20 protein-coding genes and 1 riboswitch are annotated in these 21,970 nt (G+C 59.0%); of the genes, 11 read left to right on the top strand and 9 right to left on the bottom strand.

Annotation, left to right across the window (positions count from 1 at the left end; all coding sequences use genetic code 11):
* Positions 1-233: 233 nt before the first annotated feature.
* The 7 genes from ACSQ3J_RS05645 to ACSQ3J_RS05615 all read right to left on the bottom strand — a co-directional run bounded on the left by ACSQ3J_RS05645 (position 234) and on the right by ACSQ3J_RS05615 (position 7,841).
* A complete protein-coding gene (locus ACSQ3J_RS05645; protein WP_060501350.1) occupies positions 234-992 on the bottom strand; it encodes a FadR/GntR family transcriptional regulator in 759 nt (252 codons plus the stop codon).
* A gap of 8 nt (positions 993-1,000) precedes the next feature.
* Positions 1,001-2,101, bottom strand: coding sequence for a four-carbon acid sugar kinase family protein (locus ACSQ3J_RS05640; protein ID WP_060500476.1), 1,101 nt, complete (start codon positions 2,099-2,101; stop codon positions 1,001-1,003).
* Entirely contained in the window at positions 2,098-3,090 is a 993-nt protein-coding gene (locus tag ACSQ3J_RS05635; protein WP_060500474.1) for an ABC transporter ATP-binding protein, read from the bottom strand. Before ACSQ3J_RS05635 ends, ACSQ3J_RS05640 begins: the two co-directional genes overlap by 4 nt.
* Positions 3,090-4,124, bottom strand: a complete 1,035-nt coding sequence (locus ACSQ3J_RS05630; protein WP_200954868.1) for an ABC transporter ATP-binding protein — start codon at positions 4,122-4,124, stop codon at positions 3,090-3,092. Before ACSQ3J_RS05630 ends, ACSQ3J_RS05635 begins: the two co-directional genes overlap by 1 nt.
* Positions 4,124-5,083, bottom strand: coding sequence for an ABC transporter permease (locus ACSQ3J_RS05625; RefSeq protein WP_060500472.1), 960 nt, complete (start codon positions 5,081-5,083; stop codon positions 4,124-4,126). The genes ACSQ3J_RS05630 and ACSQ3J_RS05625 overlap by 1 nt, the downstream gene beginning before the upstream one ends.
* Before the next feature lie 2 nt (positions 5,084-5,085).
* Positions 5,086-6,042 carry an ABC transporter permease gene (locus ACSQ3J_RS05620; RefSeq protein WP_060500471.1) on the bottom strand — a complete coding sequence of 319 codons (957 nt, stop codon included), beginning with the start codon at positions 6,040-6,042 and terminating at the stop codon, positions 5,086-5,088.
* Positions 6,043-6,185: 143 nt separating this feature from the next.
* Positions 6,186-7,841, bottom strand: coding sequence for an ABC transporter substrate-binding protein (locus ACSQ3J_RS05615; protein WP_060500468.1), 1,656 nt, complete (start codon positions 7,839-7,841; stop codon positions 6,186-6,188).
* Positions 7,842-8,132: 291 nt separating this feature from the next.
* On the opposite strand from ACSQ3J_RS05615, the gene ACSQ3J_RS05610 reads away from it, so the two are divergent.
* The 4 genes from ACSQ3J_RS05610 (at position 8,133) to pdxA (ending at position 12,879) form a co-directional block, all read left to right on the top strand.
* Positions 8,133-9,038: a dihydrodipicolinate synthase family protein gene (locus ACSQ3J_RS05610; protein WP_060500466.1), complete on the top strand. Its 906-nt coding sequence runs from the start codon at positions 8,133-8,135 to the stop codon at positions 9,036-9,038.
* Between the two features lie 13 nt (positions 9,039-9,051).
* A complete protein-coding gene (locus ACSQ3J_RS05605) occupies positions 9,052-10,254 on the top strand; it encodes a sialidase family protein (RefSeq protein WP_060500464.1) in 1,203 nt (400 codons plus the stop codon).
* 439 nt (positions 10,255-10,693) lie between these two features.
* Positions 10,694-11,827, top strand: a complete 1,134-nt coding sequence (locus ACSQ3J_RS05600; protein ID WP_060501346.1) for an iron-containing alcohol dehydrogenase — start codon at positions 10,694-10,696, stop codon at positions 11,825-11,827.
* 68 nt (positions 11,828-11,895) lie between these two features.
* Positions 11,896-12,879, top strand: a complete 984-nt coding sequence (gene pdxA, locus ACSQ3J_RS05595; protein WP_060500462.1) for a 4-hydroxythreonine-4-phosphate dehydrogenase PdxA — start codon at positions 11,896-11,898, stop codon at positions 12,877-12,879.
* 14 nt (positions 12,880-12,893) lie between these two features.
* On the opposite strand, the gene ACSQ3J_RS05590 is transcribed toward pdxA, so the two are convergent.
* The gene (locus ACSQ3J_RS05590; RefSeq protein WP_060500460.1) at positions 12,894-13,154 is read right to left on the bottom strand and encodes a hypothetical protein; all 261 of its coding nucleotides are present in this window, start codon (positions 13,152-13,154) and stop codon (positions 12,894-12,896) included.
* A gap of 170 nt (positions 13,155-13,324) precedes the next feature.
* On the opposite strand from ACSQ3J_RS05590, the gene ACSQ3J_RS05585 reads away from it, so the two are divergent.
* Positions 13,325-14,359, top strand: coding sequence for an IS110 family transposase (locus ACSQ3J_RS05585; RefSeq protein WP_436038871.1), 1,035 nt, complete (start codon positions 13,325-13,327; stop codon positions 14,357-14,359).
* 244 nt (positions 14,360-14,603) lie between these two features.
* Here ACSQ3J_RS05585 and ACSQ3J_RS05580 read toward each other — a convergent pair whose 3' ends face one another.
* A complete protein-coding gene (locus ACSQ3J_RS05580; protein ID WP_060500458.1) occupies positions 14,604-14,786 on the bottom strand; it encodes a hypothetical protein in 183 nt (60 codons plus the stop codon).
* A gap of 263 nt (positions 14,787-15,049) precedes the next feature.
* Positions 15,050-15,282, top strand: a riboswitch (cobalamin riboswitch).
* 223 nt (positions 15,283-15,505) lie between these two features.
* Between ACSQ3J_RS05580 and ACSQ3J_RS05575 the strand changes: the two genes are divergently transcribed.
* The 6 genes from ACSQ3J_RS05575 (at position 15,506) to ACSQ3J_RS05550 (ending at position 21,837) form a co-directional block, all read left to right on the top strand.
* Complete coding sequence (locus tag ACSQ3J_RS05575; protein WP_082562690.1) at positions 15,506-16,552, top strand: ABC transporter substrate-binding protein; 1,047 nt, start codon at positions 15,506-15,508, stop codon at positions 16,550-16,552.
* Positions 16,549-17,577: a FecCD family ABC transporter permease gene (locus ACSQ3J_RS05570; protein WP_060500456.1), complete on the top strand. Its 1,029-nt coding sequence runs from the start codon at positions 16,549-16,551 to the stop codon at positions 17,575-17,577. Before ACSQ3J_RS05575 ends, ACSQ3J_RS05570 begins: the two co-directional genes overlap by 4 nt.
* Positions 17,574-18,377, top strand: coding sequence for an ABC transporter ATP-binding protein (locus ACSQ3J_RS05565; RefSeq protein WP_060500454.1), 804 nt, complete (start codon positions 17,574-17,576; stop codon positions 18,375-18,377). Before ACSQ3J_RS05570 ends, ACSQ3J_RS05565 begins: the two co-directional genes overlap by 4 nt.
* A complete protein-coding gene (locus tag ACSQ3J_RS05560; RefSeq protein ID WP_060500452.1) occupies positions 18,374-18,829 on the top strand; it encodes a pseudoazurin in 456 nt (151 codons plus the stop codon). Before ACSQ3J_RS05565 ends, ACSQ3J_RS05560 begins: the two co-directional genes overlap by 4 nt.
* A gap of 675 nt (positions 18,830-19,504) precedes the next feature.
* Positions 19,505-21,085: a hypothetical protein gene (locus ACSQ3J_RS05555; protein WP_436038870.1), complete on the top strand. Its 1,581-nt coding sequence runs from the start codon at positions 19,505-19,507 to the stop codon at positions 21,083-21,085.
* 428 nt (positions 21,086-21,513) lie between these two features.
* Positions 21,514-21,837, top strand: coding sequence for a hypothetical protein (locus ACSQ3J_RS05550; protein ID WP_436038869.1), 324 nt, complete (start codon positions 21,514-21,516; stop codon positions 21,835-21,837).
* The last annotated feature ends 133 nt before the right edge of the window (positions 21,838-21,970 follow it).

Here is a 21,970-nt window from a genome sequence, read left to right as displayed (position 1 = left end):
ATTGGGCATCATTGGTCGGATATGTCTATGAATTATGAGCAATGATTGTCGTTTTAAAAAGGTGATCACAATTTTGGCCGTTAGAATTCCCATGGAATACAATAGCCCAGGTCGAAATTCAAACGCCAAGTTTGGTGACGCGCGCGTCGTGTAGGATGTCCAGGTTGATCGCGACTGACAGTGTTTTTCTAAACACGAAAAGCCGAAGCGCCGGCCTCTTCCTTTCCGTCTGGTCAGAAGGATAGGTCCAGCACGCGGTCCTCGAACAGGCGGTTGCGGGAGCCTTCGAGGTGGAGGCGCATGGCCTTCTGCGCATCGTCTGCGCGCCCATCGGCGATCGCCTGATAGATGGCATTGTGCTCGTCGAAGACCTTTTCCAGTCCAAGACGGGGGCCCATCAGCGACAAGCCATGCAGATGCATGCCGACGGCGATGTGAGGCTTCAGAGCTTCGATGGAGGCAGTGTAATAATGATTGTTGGCGGCCTCCGTCACACTCCTGTGGAAAACGAAGTCGGCGTCGGTGCGATGCAACTGATGGCTTGTCGCTTCGCGCAAGTCGGCAAGGGCGGCGGCGATCTTCAGGATGGCGGCTTCGTCGCGCCGCTGGGCGGCGAAAAAGGCGGCGGCCGGTTCAATTGTCAGGCGGAACTCATAGCAGCGCTGGATGTCAGCAATTGTCTTGACTGGCGAATAGGCGAGGTGCGTGGCCGGGGATGCCTGGGCGCTGACGAAGGTGCCGGCTCCCTGGCGTGAATAGACCATGTCCTCTTCGCGCAATCGTCCCAGCGCATCGCGCACGATCGGCCGGGAAACGCCCATGATAGATGCCAGTTCATGTTCCCCGGGCAGGCGCGAGTCCGGCGGATAATTGCCGGAACGGATACGCTCACGCAATTGGTCAGCGACGCGATCAACCAGGCGCACGGATTTAGCACGCTCCGGTTTGGCGTTTGGGCCGGGCTCTTCGACTGCGGGGACATCCTGCGCCATTTTCTTCATCACGCCTGTTTTTCGATCCTTGTCAGAGAGGATGTTGTTTGACTTAACCGATTCTCGGGAATGAGTTTTAGCAAAGAATCGATCGTCCCGAAGCCCCCCGATTTGACCGCGCAATTGATTGTCCCGCCGTCGGTGCTTTCGATCTGAAACCAGGGAATGCCCGCTTCGATCTCGCCATTGGGGGTCAGCACACTGGCACCGAGCGCTTTCAGGATTGCCAGGGCGGTATCGCCGCCGCCCAGCATCAACATGTCAGGCCGTGTTTTCTCTACCACATGCCGGATGCCGTCGGCAAAGCGGGCAACGACCTGTTGGGGACTGGAGGTCTGTGCGCCGGAGCATCGTGCCACGGCTGGAAGTGCGAGGATATCATGTGCAGACAGCTCGCCTGCAGGCGCATCGGCGATCGCTGCGAGGTGGCGATGGTCGGCGAGATGGTTGATCTGCGCCGATGTAATCGGATCACGGGATCCGAAGGCGAACAACGTCTTTGATGACAGTGACAATGATGGAGCAGGGGTGTTTGCAATGGTCAGCCAACGGGCGAGGGCGCTCCCCAGGCCGCGCGCGCCGACGGCGATCACGGTTGACCAGTTGGCTTGCCGAACGAGATCATCCAGATCGGCATCGGTACGGGCATCATGAACATCAACCGCAAGCGCGCCGGTAGGGAACAAGAGGTGGATCGGCAGTGGTGTGTCGACGCCCCGGCCGGTGACGGCGCCATCAATAGTGAAGCGTTGCTGATCCGGAATGGCCGGCGCCACGACGATCCGGCTTCGGGCGGCAACTTCCGCAAGCGCCAGGCTTTCCGCCGCGACATTGCCCTTCAGCCGGGAATCGATCTTCTTGAACAAAATGGGTGGCATGACCGAGCCCAGCGCGGCAACAGCTGCCTGCACTTTGCGCGCCGCTTCGTCAGCCGAAAGCGCCCGTGATGCGGTGCTGATCACGACCACATCTGGATCGCGCGCCAGCGCTTCGGCCACGGCTTCGATGTCGATCGCCACCGCCACCTTCAGGCCTGCTTCGACAAAGGGTGTTCCGGTATCGAGCGCGCCTGTCAGGTCGTCGGCAATGATGGCGGCTTGCAGCGTCATCCGGGCAGGCCCTCGGTGACGGCGTGACAGGCGACCATATGGCCTGCGCGGGCCTCCCTCCATTCCGGCACCGCCTTGGCACAGATCTCCATAGCGATGGGGCAACGAGTGTGGAAGCGGCAGCCGGATGGCGGAGATAGCGGGCTTGGCACGTCGCCCTGCAGGATCTGCCGTTGGCGGCTGCGCTCATGCGCCGGATCGGCCTCCGGTACGGCTGAGAGAAGGGCCTTGGTATAGGGGTGTAATGGGTGCTCGAACAATTCCTCGCGGGTGGCCAGTTCGGCAAGACGCCCGAGATACATGACGCCGACGCGGTCGCTGATATGGCGGACGACGGCGAGATCATGGGCGATGAACAGATAGGTCAGTCCGTATTTCTGCTGCAGATCAAGCAGCAGGTTGATGATCTGCGCCTGCACGGAAACGTCGAGCGCCGAGATCGCCTCGTCGCAGACGATGAATTTCGGCTGGCAAGCGAGCGCCCGGGCGATCGCCACGCGCTGGCGCTGGCCACCGGACAGTTCGTGCGGATAGCGGGAGGCAAAGCGTGGCGGCAGGCCGACATCGGCAAGCAGTGTCGCGATCCGGTCCTTCAGCTCGGCCTTGGTGGCAAGCTTGTGAAACAGGATCGGTTCGCCGACGGCTTCGCCAATGGTCATGCGCGGGTTGAGCGTCGAATAGGGGTCCTGGAAGACGATCTGCAATTGGCGGCGATAGGGCCGCATGGCCTTTTCGCCGAGTTCGACGATATTCTTGCCCTGATAAATCACCTTGCCTTCGGTGGCCCGGTGCAGATTGAGCAGGGTGAAGCCGGTGGTGGACTTGCCGCAGCCGGATTCCCCGACAAGGCTCAAGGTCTCACCTTCCAGAATATCGAAGGTGATATCATCAAGCGCATGCACGGTGGCGGCCCGCTCCCCGAACGCGCCGAGCCGGACGTGGAAGTGTTTGACCAGATTTTCGATGCGCATCAGCGGCTGAGCACCCATCACGCGGCCTCCAATTTTCTTTGGGCGACGAAGCAGGCGACACGGTGCGCGCCGTTTTGGCCAAGGCCTTCCAGGGACGGAACGCGCTCATGACAGATCGCTTCCGCCAGCGGACAGCGCGGCGCGAACGGACAGCCTTTTGGGCGGCGGCCGGGTTCTGGCGGTGTGCCGCCGATGGAACTGAGACGCGTCGATCGCTCGTCGGACAGTTTCGGGATCGAGGCGAGCAGCCCTTGCGTATAGGGGTGGCTCGGATTGGCAAACAACGCATCGACCGGTGCGTCCTCGACCACCGTGCCGGCATAGAGCACGTTGATGCGGTCGACCAGACCGGCGATCAGCGCCAGATCATGGGTGATCCAGACAACCGACATGCCGAGCTTGTCGCGCAGGTCCTTCACCAGATCGACGATCTGCGCCTGGATCGTCACGTCCAGCGCGGTGGTCGGCTCGTCGGCGATCAAAAGCTGCGGATTGCAGGCAAGGCCGATGGCGATCATCACGCGCTGGCGCATACCGCCGGAGAGTTCATGCGGATAGGCGTCGAGACGATCTTCGGCGCCGGGAATACCGACAAGCTTCAAAAGTTCGCCTGCCCGCTTGCGTGCCTCCGCCTTCGACATGCCGCGGTGATAGATCAGCGGCTCGGCCAACTGCTGGCCGATGCGCATCACCGGATTGAGCGAGGTCATCGGATCCTGGAAGATGAAGCCGACATCGCCACCGCGCACCTTTCGCAGGTCCGAATTCGACATTTTCTGCAGGTCACGCCCGGCAAAATTGGCTTCGCCCTTGGTGACTTTGATCTTGTTGGGCAGAAGCCGCATCATGCTAAGCATGGTCAGGCTCTTGCCGCAGCCGGATTCCCCGACGATGCCAAGGGTCTCGCCCTTGTTCACGTGCAGGTCGATGCCATCGACGATGGTGGCAGGACCATTGCGGGTGTCGATCTCGATGGTCAAGCCCTTGACGTCGAGCAGGCGCTCGCCGGTCTTGGCCGATGGTTCTGGGCGGATATCGTTGGCCATCATCATCACTTCGCTCCGCGCGGATTGAGGGCATCGTTGAGGCCGTCGCCGAGGAAGGAGAAGGCGACGGAGGCAAGGCCGAGGACTGCGGCAGGTGCTGCCAGCAGATGCGGATAATGCTGCCACACGCGCAGGCCGTCGGAGATCATGTTGCCCCAGCTCGGAGTCGGCGGGTTGACGCCGACGCCGAGGAACGAGAAGGCGCTTTCCAGAACCATGGCGGTGCCGAGACCGGCGCTGACGGCGACGATCAGCGGACCCAGCGCATTCGGCACGACATAGCGCATCAGGATGATGCGGTTGGTCAGCCCCAGCGCCTGGGCTGCGGTGATATAAGGCCGCGAGCGGATCGACAGAACCTGGGCGCGGACGAGACGGGCATAGGGCGGCCAGGAGATCAACGCCATCGAGCCGAAAACCAGCAGGAAATCCACCCAGATGGTTTCGCGGTAGACCGGATTGAGCGTTGCGAGGTAGCGGCTTTCCATCCAGCTGGTGATTGGCGATTTCAGCGAGGCATTGATGACGACGACAAGCAGAAGGTTGGGGATCGACATGGTCATGTCGGTCAGCCACATGACGATCCGGTCCAGCCATCCGCCGAAGAAGCCCGCCAAGGCGCCGAGCGTTACGCCGATCACCACAGCAATGAAGGTGACGACGATGGCGACGAGGAACGCTGTGCGCGTACCGTAGACAACGCGGCTGAAGACATCGCGGCCGAGGTCGTCGGTGCCGAACAGATGCGACAAGGACGGGGCCAGGTTACGCGAATTCAGGTCCTGGCTGAGGAAGTCGTAGGGCGTCAGGTACGGCCCGAACAATGCGGTAAAAGCCAGGATGACCACGACGGCGAGACCGAAGACCGCGAGCTTGTTGCGGCGCAGCCGGTGCCAGGCATCGCGCCAGAGGCTGACGGGTGGTTCGATTTCGGCGGCGGTGCCGGGCATGGGAACGACGGACATGGTCAGCGGCTCCTTCTTGTATCGTTGGCGCGCGGGTCGAGTAACGGATAGAGCACATCGACAAGCAGGTTGGAGATCATCACCAGGAACGAGCCGATCAGCGTGATGGCGAGGATGACGGGATAATCGGTATTGGTCAGCGCCTGAACGGTGAGGCGGCCAAGACCGGGCAGGCCGAAGACCAGCTCGACGAAGATGGCGCCGTTGACGATGGTGATCATGATCAGGCCGAGCTGGGTGACAACGGGCGTCAGGACCGGCCGCAGGATGTGGCGCAGTGCCACCATCATTTCCGGCACGCCCTTGGCCCGGGCAGTACGGACGAAATCTTCCGACAGAACTTCAATCACGGCGGCGCGGGTCTGGCGCACGATCAGCGCGATCGGCTGGAAGGAAAGAACGAGCAGCGGCAGCAGGATGCGTACGTCGAAAACACCGCCCCAGCCATAGGGTACGGCGGAGCCCGGCAGGATCATGATCAGCATGACCATCAGCATCGGGCCTGCGACATAGGCCGGGATTGCCCAGAGAAACAGCGCCGAGCCGAGAATGGCATAGTCGGTGCGGGTGTTCTGGTTGAGCGCTGCGATCAGCCCGAGAGGAATGGCAACGACAGCGGTCAGGATGACGGAGCAGAGCGCCAGCTTGAAGGATACGGGAGCCGCGGCCGAAATCATCGCCCAGACGGACCGGCCGGAGCTCAGCGAATTGCCGAAATTGCCGTGCAGCAGGTTCCAGATATAGCTGCCGAACTGGATGAGGAACGGCCGGTTGAGGCCAGCGCTTTCGCGGATCGCCTCGATGCGCTCGGGATTATAGGCAACGTCGCCGGGCGCGCGCAGGAAGATCAACTTGATCGGGTCGCCGGCGCCGTAATAGGCCAGCGCGTAAACGCCGAGCATGACAAGAAGGACGGATGGTATCCAGACGACGAAACGGGTCGCGATGTAACGCAGCATGGCAGTCTCCCACCCTTGGTTTCAGAAGATGAAGCTTCGAGCTTTGCCCTGCGGGGTCAAGCGCCGCAATCATACTCCAGCATTCGCAATCTGTGCGGAAACGGTTTCCGCCTCCGCACAGAATAAGGTGTCAGCGCGGCGCCTTAGCCAGCGACCGAAATGTCCCAGGGGGCAACAACCTGCCAGTCGAGGTTCTTGTCCATGCCGGTGACCTTGTCGGTCGCCCAGCGCGACATCGCCTGCGCGTACCAGGGGATGAAGCTCCAGTCTTCGCGGAAGGCCTTCTGGGCTTCTAGCGCCAGAGCCACACGCTGCGGATCGTCCACTGACTTGGTGGCGGCTTCCGCCAGCAGGCTGTCGACCTTGTCGTTCTTGTAGCCGCCAAGCTTGTTCTGCGCGTTCGACGAAGTCGAGGCGATGGAACCGGCGAGATAGGACACCGCATCGGGAACACGGGTGCCGACGTCGTCGCGGAAGATCTGCACCGCATTCTGGTCAGGCCCTGCATAGGCATCCTGCTGCGGCTTCATATCGACGGCGGTGATGCCGAGGTTCTGGCGCCATTGCTCGGCGATGAACTGGGCGGCAGCCTCGATGGCGGGACCGGAAACGCCGACGAAGAGCAGCTTGGGAAGACGTTCCGGGCCACCATAGCTGGATTCGGCCAGCAGCTTCTTGGCGCCTTCCGGGTCGTAGGGATAAGGCTCGAAGCCGGAATTGTCGGCGCCGGGAACGGAGTTGATGACCTGGTCGGTTTTCTTGTGCGGGCCATCCGGGAAGGACGCCTTCATCAGGCCATCGCGGTCGACGGCCATAATCAGCGCCTGGCGGACTTTCGGATCGTCCATCGGCGCGCGCGCCGAGTTGAACCAGAAATGCTGGCTGGTCGGGATCAGCGGGCCTTCGGCAAAGCTCGCGCCGAGGTCCTGGATGATGGTCGAGGTGACCAGTTCCGTATGGGCATTGTATTCGCCGGACTTCAGGAGCGATGTCGCGGTGACGTTGTCTTCGATCGAGTCGATCTCGATACGGGCGAGCTTCGGCTTCGGACCGAAGAAGTTTTCGTTGGGCTCGAACACCAGTTTGCCGGCATCGAGATCGATGCTGGTCAGCTTGAAGGGACCGGAATAGACGGCGCTGCTATCAGGCATGTACCAGTCGGTGATTTCCTCGCCATCTTCGCCTCGAGATTGCGAGGCCTTGGTGATCGGCGCGATATGGTTGCCGAGACGCATGAAGAAGATCGGGTCGGATTCCGACAGGGTGACGACGACTGTACCTTCGTCCGGCGTTGCGATACCGGAAATTTCCTTGGCCTTGCCGGCGCTGACATCGGCATAGCCTGCAACCTTGCTCAAGACCTGGTCGGCGCGCTGGTTCTTGGTGTTCGGCATGGCTGAGACATTCCAGGAACCCTTGACGTCTTCAGCGGTGATCTTGCTGCCATCCGAGAAAACGGCCTTCGGATCGATCTTGAAGGTCCATGTCTTGCTGTCGGCATCCGGCTCCCAGCTTGTAAAGACGTAAGGGTGCAGTTCGCCCTTCGAGTCGAAATACATCGGCGACGCCCACCAGGCGGAATTCCAGCGATACGGCACGCCACCGCCGCGCAATGGTGACCAATCCTGGTTGAAGGCCGGGTTTGCGACCTTGAGTACCTGGCCTTCCTGGGCCATGACGATCCGGGCATTCAGGCCGAACAGGCCAAGCGCCACACTGGTGCCGAGGCCGAGTTTCAAGGCGTTGCGGCGCGTCATCTGCGGCTGCGACGAGCCGCCTTCCTTGTTCTGATTAGACATCTGATCCTCCAATAGATGCTGTCATCGCGCCCTCCTTCTGCCGGTTCCGGACAGTCTGCCGCGCCATGATGAGGCCGGACATTGGATTTTTATTGTAAATATGTCAACATTAATTCCGAGTCATATTCGATTGATGTAAGGAATCAAAAATAAAATACATATTTTTCAATATGATAATTTTGTGTTGAAATTTTTAACCCGGATTTTTTCTTGACAAGTTGTCATGGTTGAGGAAAAAGCGGGAGGGCTGCAGTCACGGGATGGCGCGGCGCCGCGGAGGAATTTGCAAAAATGACGATTCACAGGATTACCGGCGTCTACAGCGCCGCCACGACGCCGCTCAATGCTGACGACACGCCGGATCTTGGTCTTTTCACGGCCCATTGCCAGCGGCTCTTGAGTGAAGGGTGTCACGGTGTGGCCTTGCTGGGTACGACCGGTGAAGCCAATTCGTTTTCGTCCGCCGAGCGCCGCGATATCCTGGAAGCGGCGCTGAAGGTCGGGATATCCGGCGATCAGTTGATGCCGGGTACCGGCGTTGCCGCCATTCCCGAGACTGTTGAACTGACGCGGCATGCGCTGTCCGTTGGCGTCACCCGCGTCGTCATGCTGCCGCCCTTCTATTACAAGGGTGTTTCGGACGAGGGCCTTTTTGCCGCCTATGCGCGGATCATCGAAGCGATCGCCGATGACCGGCTGCAGGTCGTGCTCTACCACATTCCCCAGGTATCCGGCGTTCCGCTCAGCTTGCCGCTGATCGGCCGGCTGATCGAAGCCTTCCCGGATACGGTGGTCGGCATCAAGGATTCCGCTGGTGATTTCGCCAATATGGAAGCGCTTCTTGCCGCATTCCCGGGTTTTTCCGTGCTTGCAGGTGCTGATCCACTGCTCTTGCCGCTGATCAAGGCCGGCGGGGCGGGGTGCATCACTGCAACGTCCAACCTGGTCGCAAACTCCCTGCGTACCGTTTACGACCATGCCAAGGATCCGGCACGCGCAGCCGATGTCGAGGCAGCGCAGGCGCGCATTAATGCCTATCGCTCACTGTCCAATTCTTATGTCCAGATCCCGACAATCAAGGCGATGGTCGGACTGAAGAACGGCAACTCCGCTTGGGCACGCCCGCGTCCGCCGCTGATGGCTTTGAGTGCTGCAGATCAGGCTGATCTCGCGGTCAAGTTTGCGCAGCTGCCGTAAAGAGGATTGTGTCATGACAGCCGGTTCGGGTTTGAAGCATGAGGAAATTCCGCCGCTTATGAACGGCCTTGTTGGTCCGCATGGCGCCCGGCAGCATCGTTTTGACGCCTTCCTGCCGTCGCCCTGTGTGCAGAACCACGCCGCCAATCTGGCCTATCTCGCCGATGGTACTCTGACCTGCGTCTGGTTCGGTGGCACCATGGAGGGCATGGGCGATATCTCGATCTACATGTCGCGGCTGAAGCCAGGTTCTAACGCCTGGTCGCAACCTGAAAAAATGTCGGATGATCCGCAGAAGTCCGAGCAGAACCCGCTGATTTTCACGGCTCCGGATGGCGATATCTGGCTGATCTTCACGTCGCAGACCTCCGGAAACCAGGATGGTGCTGTCGTCAAACGGCGGGTCTCCACTGATGGCGGGCGCACATTCGGTCCCGTCGAGATTCTCTGCGATCATCCCGGCACATTCGTGCGCCAGCCGATTATCGTCACCGCGAGGGGCGATTGGTTGTTGCCTGTTTTCCGTTGCATTGGCGAGCCCGGCCAGCGCTGGACCGGTGATGCCGATACCGCCGCCGTTCTGATCTCCCGTGATGCTGGAGCCAGCTGGGATATGATCGACCTGCCTGACAGTGTCGGGGCTGTCCACATGAATATCGTCCCGCGCGGTGATGGACGAATGGTCGCCTTTTTCCGCAACCGGTTTGCCGCGCAGATCCTGTGTAGCCATTCCGATGACGATGGCATCACCTGGAGCGCACCGGCGGAAACCGGGCTGCCCAACAACAATTCATCGATCCAGGCGGCGGCCCTCAAGGATGGCCGAATCGCGCTGATCTATAATCATTCCAATGCTTTGACATCGAGTGACCGGCGCCATTCTCTGTATGACGAGATCGAGGCGGAGGAGGGGGCGCAGGCCGTGCCAGCTGAGACGGTATCTGCCGCCGATGGCCGGCCGAGGGCGATCTGGGGTGTGCCTCGTGCGCCGATGAGCCTTGTTTTTTCTGGTGATGGTGGAGAGACCTTTGGTATCCCGGATTATCTGGAAACCGGCGATGGTTATTGTCTCACCAACAATTCCAAGGATGCCCTCAACCGCGAATATTCCTATCCATCGATTGTCGAGGGGCCGGATGGCGCGCTCCATATCGCCTACACCTATTATCGCCGGGCGATCAAATATGTGCGGCTGGAGCCCGGATACGGTTTTTGAGGCCCTGTTGCAGTGGTTAACGCGCGGCGCATCCGGGTTGCAGACGAAAAAGAGGTTTTTACAACTGTGAAAAATCGGGCACCACCCAGGTAGAATTTTGACAAGTATGTATCTGTTTGACGAATTCCGCGGCGGTTGACACGGAATTCGTACGTCTGTTTACAAGATCTCTCATCCGTTTTGACATGCTCCCCTCCCGCTACAAGATTTGTCGCGCTTGGCGAAGAATCTTATGAGTTAAACGATAATATCCCAATAAAAACAGCAGTTTTTTCTCTGTCGTGCACCATCCTGAATTCGGAAAATGCATATGGATGGAGATAAAATGCGGTCTCGCTGCAGCTTGGTGCTTGCCATGTATAGCGGTTATATGTAACAAATTTACATGTTGGTTGCGGTCCTCGATGGATCTGGCGACGAAAACAACGAGGACATGTCCATGACCAGCTTGAGTGCTCCCATCACGATTATCCGGCCGGAGATCATAGAGTTTGGCGTCGGTGTGGCTGCAAAGCTTGGAAGCTGGGCCAGAAGTCAGGGCTTCGCGCGCATTCTCGTCATATCCGATGCGTTCAACGCATCCCGTGTCGATTTGCTTGAGTTGCCGGGAGATGTCACTGTTTTCTCACAGGTGAAGCCTGAGCCGGATGCGGACAATCTCGATCTGGTGCTTGCGGCAGCCAATGCTGCGCAGGCCGATCTGATCGTCGGTTTCGGCGGCGGTAGCGCCATGGACCTCGCCAAGCTTGTGTCAGTGCTGTCGGGCTCTACCCAGACGCTGCGCGACGTCGTTGGTGCGGGCAAGGTGGCTGCGCGCCGCCGTGCCGGGTTGGCGCAGGTGCCGACCACATCCGGAACCGGCAGCGAAGCGGGTATTCGCGCCCTGGTCACCGATCCGGCAACGCAGGCCAAGCTTGCCGTCGAGAGCATCCATATGCTCGCCGACATTGCAGTCATCGATCCCGGTCTGACCTTCACGGTGCCTGCTGCGACGACTGCTGCAACCGGCGTCGATGCCATGGCCCATTGTGTCGAGGCTTTTACCAATCGCAAGGCGCATCCGATGATCGACCTTTATGCGATAGAGGGCGTGCGTCTCGTCGGCCGTTATCTCGCTCGCGCCGTTGCTGATGGTTCTGACGCCGAGGCGCGGGCGGGCCTGTCGCTTGCGTCGCTCTATGGCGGTTTCTGTCTGGGCCCGGTCAATACTGCCGGTGGCCATGCGCTTGCCTATCCGCTCGGCACGCGCTGGCATGTGGCGCATGGCGCCGCCAATGCCCTGATCTTCCCGCACGTGCTGGCTTTCAACGCTCCGGCCGTCGTGGACAAGACGGCGCAGGTGATTGCGGCACTCAATCTCAAGGCTGGTGCGGATCAGGCTTCTGTTTTTGACGCCACATCCGGTTTCTGCGCGGGACTCGGTATCGAGATGCGGCTCTCGGCCTTGGGCGTACCGGAAACGGATCTCGGTGTCATGGCTGATGATGCCTTTGCCATCCGCCGCCTGCTGGACAACAATCCGCGCGATCTTGAGCGCGCCGACATTCTTTCGATCTATCAAGCCGCCTATTGACTGGAACAGGCCTGCCGCGGCCAAGCCGGAGCGCAGGAACGGCCGCTGCGCCGCACGGAGGACTGAACATGAGCACATCGCGCGTAGCCGTTACGCTGGGAGATCCGGCCGGCGTCGGGCCTGAAGTCATCGTTAAGGCGCTGGCCGCGCTGCCCGAAGCCGACAGGGCGAATTTCGTCATCGTCGGTAATGTCGAGGCGCTGGAACGGGCCAACAGGGTAACGGGAACGGAATTGCATTTTTCCGCCACGCCCGCCGCAGGCACGATCGCCGTCGATGAAGTTGCGATTGATGGCAGCCTGCCTGCGATCGGCAAGGTGAGCCCGGTCGCTGGGGATGCGTCCGTACGTTACATCAAGCGCGCGGTTGAGCTGGCCATGTCCGGCGCAGTCGATTGCATCGTCACCGCGCCGATCAACAAGGAAGCAATGAACCTCGCCGGCCATCATTTCGACGGCCATACCGGCCTTTTGGCGCATCTGACCGGATCGAAAAGCTCCTTCATGCTTCTGGCATCCGAGCGCCTGAACACCATCCACGTCTCGACACACGTTTCGCTGCGCACCGCCATCGAACGGGCGACTGTCGAGCGTGTGCTGGCGACGATCGAGGCGGGGCACCGCCATTTTCTGCGTCTTGGCAAAAAGGCGCGTATCGCCGTCGCCGGCATCAATCCGCATTGCGGCGAGGGCGGCTTGTTCGGCGATGAGGACACGAAATTCCTGGCGCCTGCAGTTGAACTGGCGCAGGCCAAGGGCATCGATGTGGTCGGCCCGATTTCCGCCGATACAGTCTATGCCCGCGCCTATGGCGGCGCCTTCGATCTCGTCGTCGCGCAATACCACGACCAGGGACATATCCCGATCAAGCTGGTTGCCTTCGAGACCGCCGTCAACGTCTCGCTCGGCCTGCCGATCGACCGGGTGTCGGTCGACCACGGCACGGCCTTCGACATCGCGGGTACGGGAAAGGCCAATCACGTCAATATGCTATCGGCAATCGACTATGCGCGGTTGGTGGCGCGGTCGCCAAGAGCTGCACCCGCGGCTTGAAGCGGCGCCGGAGCTCAATTCTGATCGAAAAAGTCGCTGCGGATTTCGCGGCGGATCAGCTTCAGCGAGCGATCCGGCTGGATGATATAGGTTTCGTAGGCAACGCCGGTCACGGTGCGGAACGAATTGTGCACGACACTGCCGACCGGTGATTTCGTCAGCTTCGTGCGCGGCTGGCCGCCATAAGTGATACTGCCCGGGATCGGCTCGACATCCGGCGCGGTGCACGAGGCCAGCATCAGCGCGGCTACACTCAGGAAAATGAGAGGTTTCATCGGGTCTACTCCGCGAGGGCATTCATCGAAAGAATGTAGCGGTATTGGCGGCACATTCAAGCGTGGCCGTTCGCGGCGGAAGGTCTGGCGCTGAGTTGGTTATGGGATGGCCCGCCCTTCCGAGAACATGGAGTATGATGTCTCGTCATTGAAGGAAGAGGAGCCAGATCATGACGATTTCGATACTTGGCATCGACATAGGAAAGAACAGCTGCAGCGTTGTCGGAGTTGACGACAAAGGTGCGGTGATTGTCCGCCGAACGATGCGGCGTCAGACGCTCATTTTGTTTGTAGGCAAGATGCCGGCATGCATCATTGCTATGGAAGCATGCTGCGGCGCTCACCACCTGGGGCGACTTTTCGAGGCACGAGGACACGAAGTGCGATTGATGTCGCCCGAGTATGTTCGCCCCTATATTAAAGCGCAGAAGAACGACGACAGGGATGCGGAGGGCATCGCGGAAGCCGCGTCGCGTCCAACAATGCGATTCGTCGACCTCAAGAGTGCGGAGCAGCTCGATATTCAGTCGCTGCACAGGGTTCGATCGCGCCTCGTCGCACAAAGAACCACGTTGATCAATCAAATCCGGGCGATCCTCCTTGAGCGCGGTCTCATTTTTGCTGCCGGTCGTCGCAAGCTTGAGGTTGCCCTAGATGTCCTTCCGGATGATCAAGAGGCCAACTTGTCTCCGCGCATGCATCAACTGATTTTTGACTTGCGAGACGAGTGGAAAGTGTTGGATACGAAGATTGCAGCGCTGAACGCTGAGTTCGTGTCGCTCGCGCGGCATAATCTTGCGATGCGTCGTTTAACGACTATCCCCGGCATCGGCGTACTTAACGCCACAGCCCTGGTTGCCGCGATCGGCGACGCCAGCAGCTTCAAACATGCGCGAGATCTCGGCGCGTGGCTGGGGCTCGTTCCACGACAGTTCACGACCGGAGGCAAGCCACGTCTGCTCGGAATAACGAAACGCGGCAACAACTACCTCCGAACTTTGCTTGTGCACGGCGCACGAGCGGCGATGCCCGTACTCAGTCAAAGCGATACGCCTGTCGGCCAGTGGCTTCGAGCGCTAGTTTCCCGCGGTATTCACCGTAATGTTGCGATCGTGGCCCTTGCAAACAAGCTTGCGCGTATTGCCTGGGCGATTTTACGCAAGGAGCAACCGTATGAAAGTACCTTCGGCGTAACGCCAGCATAACAGGATTGGCTGCGCCTACACGCAGCCCATGATGTTTGCGAGAAGGAATACAGATGGCCTGACAGTCAATCGGCGTTCAGAAAGCCCAGGCGTGGAAATGGTTCATTGAAACCGTGTTGGTTATCGTGGCTCTGGACGTGCGGATATCCATCTTGGCCACGGCGTGACCGTGAGACCGAATACGTTGAAGCAGACTGCACAGGAATCTAAAAAACTACTTGCAAACAGGGCGGGCCATACGTTCCTAGTGCTTGGGTCTGTCCTGGTTTGACGCGGGAAAGACGAAATGAAGCTGGCCCGACTTGATCGAGGCGCGCTCGATCAGAGCCTTGTGCTCTTCCCGCATCGCCTGCGAACGCTCCCGGAATGCCCTCGACCGCGCCAGAACCGCCTGTGTCCGCGCCGTAATTTCATCAACATGGCTCATGTCTTACCTCAACGGTTATCCGGTGGAGTGATCCTGCCAAGCAAGGATACGATGCCTGCCGGCCTGCATTGCCTCATTTGTTCACTTTATGTTCCATTTTCAAGCAAGAGTCAATGGACTGATAAACTCGGCCTGAGGCGCTTGGTTTTGGGGAAGAAGCTTCGTCGGCCAAGCTTCAGTCAGCCGGTTTTGAGAGCAAATCGAGAATCAACCGTAAAGCGCAAGACGCCATCTGTTTCGCCTTGACGCGCCTTGATGCCTGATGCTAACTCGCCGCCGACGGTTCCCCGAGCGATGACTCCGAGGGGATTAATAGGGAACACGGTGAGGACGACCCAGCAGGGACCTAGACCGTGGCTGCCCCCGCAACTGTAAGCGGATTGCCGCTCATCCTCGTGACGCGAAAATGCGTCATGCCACTGGGAGAACTCCCGGGAAGGCAGATGAGATGCAGATATCCGTAAGCCAGGAGACCTGCCGTCAAAAGATCGATCCAACGTCACGGGCGGGGATGCCCTGAACAGGAGAATTTGATGACGGTTTCCTGCCGGCCTAACAGCGTATTCATACGTATTCTCCCGGATTTCCCACCACGCGGCATCTGTTTCATCGCGGGCTGAAAGGCTTCGGCAGCGAACATGCCGTGTTTGGTGTTGTTCGCCACGACGTCTTTGCCCTCACAGAATCCGTCCAGAGGCGTGATTCATCCGGAGGACTAAATGTTCATTTCCAAAACATCCCGGCATATCGGCAAATCGCTGGTCGTGCTGGCCAATGCCGCAGTTCTTGCGGCCCTTGCATCGACGCAGGCCTTTGCCGAGAAGACCCAGTATCCGCTGACATTCCACAATTGCGGCCGTGAGGTTACCGTCAATCAGGCTCCAGAACGCGCTGTTTCAATCGGACAAAGCACCACCGAAATCCTTTACTTGCTCGGCGTTCACGAAAAAATGGTCGGCACGGCGCTGTGGATCGGCCCTGTTCTGAAAGGGTACGAGGAGATCAATGCCAAGGTCGAACGGTTGGCGGATAATGATCCAAGCTTCGAGAGCGTCATCGGCAAGAAACCCGATCTGGTGACAGCCCAGTTCGAGTGGATGATTGGCCCAGAAGGCGTCGTTGGTACGCCGCAGCAGTTTGAGGAATTGGCCATCCCCGTCTATGTCTCGCCATCGGATTGTGTCGGCAAGGACAATTCGAGCGGTGGCGACGGTGTCCGCAAAGGTGTCTTCACCATGGACCTGATCTATCAGGAAATCGCCGAACTCGCGAAAATCTACGACGTTCAGGACCAGGGCGCGAAGGTCATCGCCGATCTCAAGGCGCGCGAAGAGGCGGCTCGCAAAAAGATCACCACCGCCAACGACAAGCTCTCTGCCGTGTTCTGGTTCTCAAGCGCCGAGAAGGACATCGACCCTTATGTCGCGGGCAGGAATGGTGCGCCGGGCTATATTCTCCGCACACTCGGTATCAAGAACGTCATCGACAGCGAAGAGGAATGGCCGACGGTCGGCTGGGAAACGATTGCCAAGTCAAACCCGACCATCATCGTGGCGGGCGCGTTGGACCGCCGCCGCTTTCCGGCCGATGACATCGCGGTCAAGCAGGAATTCCTGACGACCGATCCCGTTGCCAGCCTGATGCCTGCCGTCAAGGAGGGGCACGTGGTGGTCATGGACGCCCAGGCGATGAACCCGACGATCCGCACTATCGAGGGCATCGAGGTGCTCGCTGACGCGATCGCCGCATCCGGCCTCAACAAGTGATCGCCATCACCTCTTCCCTCTCAAAGACAAGCGCCATCCTGCTGGCGCTTGTCGTTCTGGTCGCAGCGCTCTGGCTGGGCGCGGCGATCGGCGAGACTGCCATTCCCATGGACATCGTCGCCAAGACCGTGGCCAATCGGCTCTGGAACGCGGGCTATCCGCTCGATCCGCTCGATCAGGGTATTGTCTGGAACTACCGGATGAGCCGCGCCGTTGTCGCCGCTTGCTGCGGTTCGGCCTTGGCGGTTTCCGGTGTCGTGTTGCAGGCGCTGCTCCGGAACCCATTGGCTGATCCCTATATTCTCGGCATTTCCGCCGGGGCTTCGACCGGCGCGGTCGGCGTGGCAATTCTCGGCTTCGGAGCGGGTTTTCTGACGATGCCTGCAGGCGCATTCGCCGGAGCTCTGATCGCCTTTGGCCTCGTCAGCCTGCTCGCCTTGCGCGCCGGACGGGGCACCAGCGCGATCATTCTGGCCGGTGTTGCCGGTTCGCAGCTCTTCAATGCGCTGACGTCCTTCATTGTCACGAAGGCGGCCAATGCGGAGCAGGCCCGCGGTATCATGTTCTGGCTGCTTGGAAACCTTTCCGGTGTCCGCTGGACTGACGTCTCGCTTGCGCTTCCCGTCGCCGTGATCGGCCTTGCGGTCTGCCTCTGGCAGGCGCGCGCGCTTGACGCCTTCACCTTCGGCTCGGAATCGGCCGCCTCTTTGGGCATTCATGTCCGCCGCGTCTACGCCATCCTGATCGGCGTGTCGGCACTGATGACGGCGGTCATGGTCAGCATTGTCGGCTCGATCGGTTTCATAGGGCTGGTGATCCCGCATGCTGCCCGGATGGTCGTTGGCGTGCGGCATGGATTGCTTATCCCTGCATCTGCCCTCATCGGCGCCGTCTTCATGATCGCTGCCGATATCATATCGCGGGTCATCATACCGGGGCAGGTCCTGCCGATCGGCGTCATCACCGCGCTCTTTGGCGCCCCAGCCTTCGCCTTGATCCTCAGCCGCAGGAGGGCGCCGGCGTGAACCTTTCCGCGCAAAACGTTTCGTGGTCGGCCGGTGGTGCCACCATTCTTCATGACGTGTCTTTGGATGTCGTCCCCGGCGAGTTTCTCGGTATTGTCGGCCCCAACGGTTCGGGCAAGACCAGCCTGATGTCTTTGCTGTCGGGGATCCGCAAGCCCCACTCGGGCACCGTCTTGCTGGACGGTCAGCCAATCCATTCGATTGGCCGCCGGGAGATCGCCAAGCGGATAGCACTTGTCGAGCAGCAGGCCGAAACCGCTGAGCGCATCACTGCGCGCCAGGCCGTCGAGCTTGGCCGGACCCCGCATCTCGGCCCGCTATCACCCTGGTCGAAGAGTGATGATGCAATCGTCGACGAGGCGATCCGCAATGTCGATATGGAAGGCTTTGCCGGGCGATGGTGGCATACGCTTTCGGGCGGTGAACGTCAAAGATTGCACATTGCCAGGGCGCTCGCCCAGCAGCCCTCCATCCTGCTGCTCGACGAGCCGACAAACCACCTCGATATAGGCCATCAGATCGGCCTGCTGCATCTCGTGCGCGAGCAGAACCTTACCGTGGTCGCGGCCCTGCATGATCTCAACCATGCGGCCATGTTCTGTGATCGCATCGCCGTCATGGAGAGGGGCAGTCTGGCGGCACTCGGCAGCCCGCGCGAGGTTCTGGATGCACACTGTATCAAGCGCGTGTTCGGCGTGGATGCCGACATCGAACATGAGGGGGAAACCGGGTGCCATATCCGCTATCGCGCGCCGGGCACGTCCGTTCCTGTCCAGCAGTCCATCCGGAGAATATCATGATCTCAATCACAAGAACCCTTATTGCGGCAACTCTCCTGTTCTCGACCTCGCTCCCCGCTTTGGCCGAGACGTTCGAGGTCAAGATGCGCAATCGCGGAGAGAAGGGGTCGATGGTTTTCGAGCCCGACTACATCGAGTTGAAGCCCGGTGATCGGGTCAAGTTCATTGCCACCAACAAGAGCCATAATGCCGCGTCGATCGATGGCATGGTTCCGGAGGGTTATGCCGGCTTCAAGGGCAAGATCAACGAGGAGATCGAGGTTACCTTCGACCAAGCAGGTTTTTACGGCATCAAGTGCTCACCGCATTTCGCCATGGGCATGATCATGCTGATCAAGGTGGGTGAAGCCGAACTCACCAGCGCTATCCGGGCATTGGAGGTCCCAGCCCGCGCCCGGTCACGATTCGATGCCATATTCGCGGAGATCGACGCGAAGGCGGCTTTGAGGTGAGTATCGCTCCCGGTCAAACTCGGGCCTCAAGGTGGAGACCAGGACTATTGGCGCGCGCGCTTGAAAACCTTCGATGATGATCTCTGGCGTTGCATACCTGCAGAGCCGAGTTTGACGCATGTCCGGCGCAATCCGCACCCGGCCTGCGAAAATCCGCTGACGATATAGTAGGATCTGCTGTGGCATCGGATAGATGTCACAGTTCTCCTGTCAGTCGGGTACAGACAGACGAGGCTCGATTTTTCCGAAGCAAGGCCTTGAAGGAAAAACGCAGTTTTGCAGAGGTATTTTGGACGTTCATTAACGTGTTGCCAGCGTAAGCGGGATCAACGGGTTTCCAAAGACTTGGCGTTTTCAGCAAGTGAATGGTGCCCGGAGGCGGATTTGAACCACCGACACGCGGATTTTCAATCCGAATTCCTGGCTTTTAGCCGGTTTCAAATCCTGTTGACAAGACCAGCTATTACGGCAACCATAGTTGAGAACCCGCTGTGAAAACAGTGACATGTCAACAATTACGATCCTTACTCTCGAAATCCACGACTACAAACGGCTCGACTTTACGACGCTTGTCAACGGATTAGAAAAGGGTATGGGGCTGGTATAGAAAGTAGGGCTTTAATGGCCAGAGTTAAGGTTGCAATCGACGACCCACACATTACTCGTGCAAAGAATATGGCTAAGACAGGAACGACACCGGACGGAAAGATATTCATTTTCCAAGACAACAGCATCCCCGGTTTCCAGCTGCGAGTGCAAGGCAAGAAAGCCGCATGGATTGTGCGGACGCCAGCCGTCACGATTACAATTGGATACGCATGGCCAGATAATGACCCTAAGAGCCCTTACATCGTCGCAATGTCGAAAGTGCGCGACCTTGCAAAAGCCGTCGTGCGCTATTTAGAAGACGGAAAAACGCACTGGGTAAAGCAGCTCATCTCGACATATCACCGGTCTGCAGCGGCTTCGAAGGAGAAGAATGATAAAGGGCTGATCAAGCGCGTTCTTCAAGAGATTGAAGTAGCGATCAATGCGCCTCCTAAGGTCGATATCGATACGTGGACTTTCGGGGAGTGTGTTAGCCGTACGATCTCCGACAAACGCACTCCTGGAAACAAAAACTACATTTCAGAAAGCACGGAAAAAGACTACCACCTCACGTTCGGTCGCCCGGCATTTGAGGAGATGCTTAAAAAACCAGCTGTCCTGCTTACTCCTGGCGACATTGAAGATGCTCGTGACGCGATCCAGAAAGCGTCGGGTGTCTCGGCGGCCTTGAAAGCCGTGACGTATTCGAGAGCGGTTCTGGACTATTGCACGAGAACCTATTCGAAAAAGACTGGCCTTGATCAAGGGCGACCGTGGTGGAGAATGGTCAGCGCCCAGTGGGAGATCACGCCGCGAGACCGAGAGCCAAGCATCGAAGACATCGTCAAATCGGTCATTCTGGCTGAGGAATATTTAGACAAGCCACTGCCCGGCCGAATCCAGGGCGTCAATGGGACCAACGCTGGCACCTTGGCGGGACTTTGGTGGCTCATCCTAACCTGTCAACGAGCTGACGCTGGGCTTTCGCTACTGGCGCACGATGTCGTTCAAGACCCGGAGGATGGAAACTTCGTGCTGGTCGCATGGGCCGCTGACGTTATGAAGGCCGGGATGGCGCACGCCCTGCCCGTGCCGAAGCGAGCGTGGGCGATGGTGGATCATTTCCGGAAACAGAATGAAAACCTGACGGCTGAGGGACAGGAGTGGGCATTTCCTTCAGAAAAGAAATCGGACGTTCACGTGACTCAGTCCGGTGTTTATCGCGTGCTGTATCGACTGGCAGCGAGAGACAAACCGGAAAAGCCGCGAGCCGCAGCTGAGCGAAAACCAAACGGAAGAGGCCCGTACAAGCTGCGTGAGCGGACGGAGATAATCGATCTATTTGCTTTGAACGGGATTCTCTGGTGGAGTCCGCATGACCTGCGGCGTGCTTTGAACACATGCCTCGATCTGGCTGGGATGCCAGGCGGAACGACGGTGATACTTGCTCACGATATTCACGAGACAGACAAGCTTGGCGTTAATCCTTCTGAACGCCAGCGTGAGGACTTTCAGCGGCTTCGAACTGCCCGGGTTACAAAGCTTGCCTACGGCGGTGCTCAATATATCAAGCTGAAAAAGGAAGGCATGTTAGTCTGGACTACAGCAATTCTCGACGAGTACGACCGGCAAAAAGGTCTTGCCTCGTTCAAGGAAGCTGCTGAGTAAGTAGCTTGAATCTACACACGATCAGTAGCCGCGCCCAAAAAGTACATCGGCTACTGATCGGGCCTACGCAGCCTGAAAAATCGCCGATCTCTTGCATTCAGCGCAGGTCCGGATATGAATTCCGGGCGAAACAAAAGGGTGGGGTCCTACCGGATTTATGCAGTCCCTCACCGAAACGCGGGGGCCTGACAGTTCTTCCCGCGTCAGTGCGTACAAGCCAATCCGGGAACCTTTTGTTGCCACTGCAGCCGATGAACGGCCGAGTTCACGGGCGATGTTGGCAGTTGTCATTCCTTCGCGGTACAGCCTGATTAGCAAATTGAAGTCCGCCTTGCTCCAGAAATCCTCCCGCATTTTCGTCTCCAAAATGTCTTGTCCTTGGAGACAGTCTGAGTCAGAATCCCGTCGGCCGTAACTGGAAAAATCGCATGCAAGGACCCGATCTCTCAGCGCTTGACCCAGCTTACCTGAAAGCAATATCGGAAATCCGTGGCCGCCTGACAGACGAGCAGATCGCCGACGTCTTAGAGCGGTACGTGGCAGGTGGCATCGACCGCGACGAGGCTATGGAATCGCTCGATGTCAATTATCTTGGCGTGCTCTACACCGCCGTGTCCGTCTACAAAATCGAGCGTCCGGAGCTGGATCAAGCAGAGATCGAGCGCGGCGCAGAAGCAGTTCGCATGTGGCGAAATGGTGAACACGTACCCGTCGAACTGCGGCAACCGGCATCGTGGAAAGTCCGGCATTAATAAGAGTGATCGGTAGCTAACCTCGTTTAGCTACCATAGCGATGTCAAAGTGCCCGGAAATTCAGGGGGTTTTCTTGACGCTGTCGGTGTCAAAACGAAGCGCCTGGACGAGGTAGTCGATCAGCGCATCATC

The sequence above is a fragment of the Rhizobium sp. LjRoot98 genome (assembly GCF_964252935.1).
In the GTDB taxonomy this organism is placed as follows: domain Bacteria; phylum Pseudomonadota; class Alphaproteobacteria; order Rhizobiales; family Rhizobiaceae; genus Pararhizobium.
Note: the sequence above shows the minus strand (reverse complement) of the source record. Positions and strands in the feature narration are given on the sequence as shown.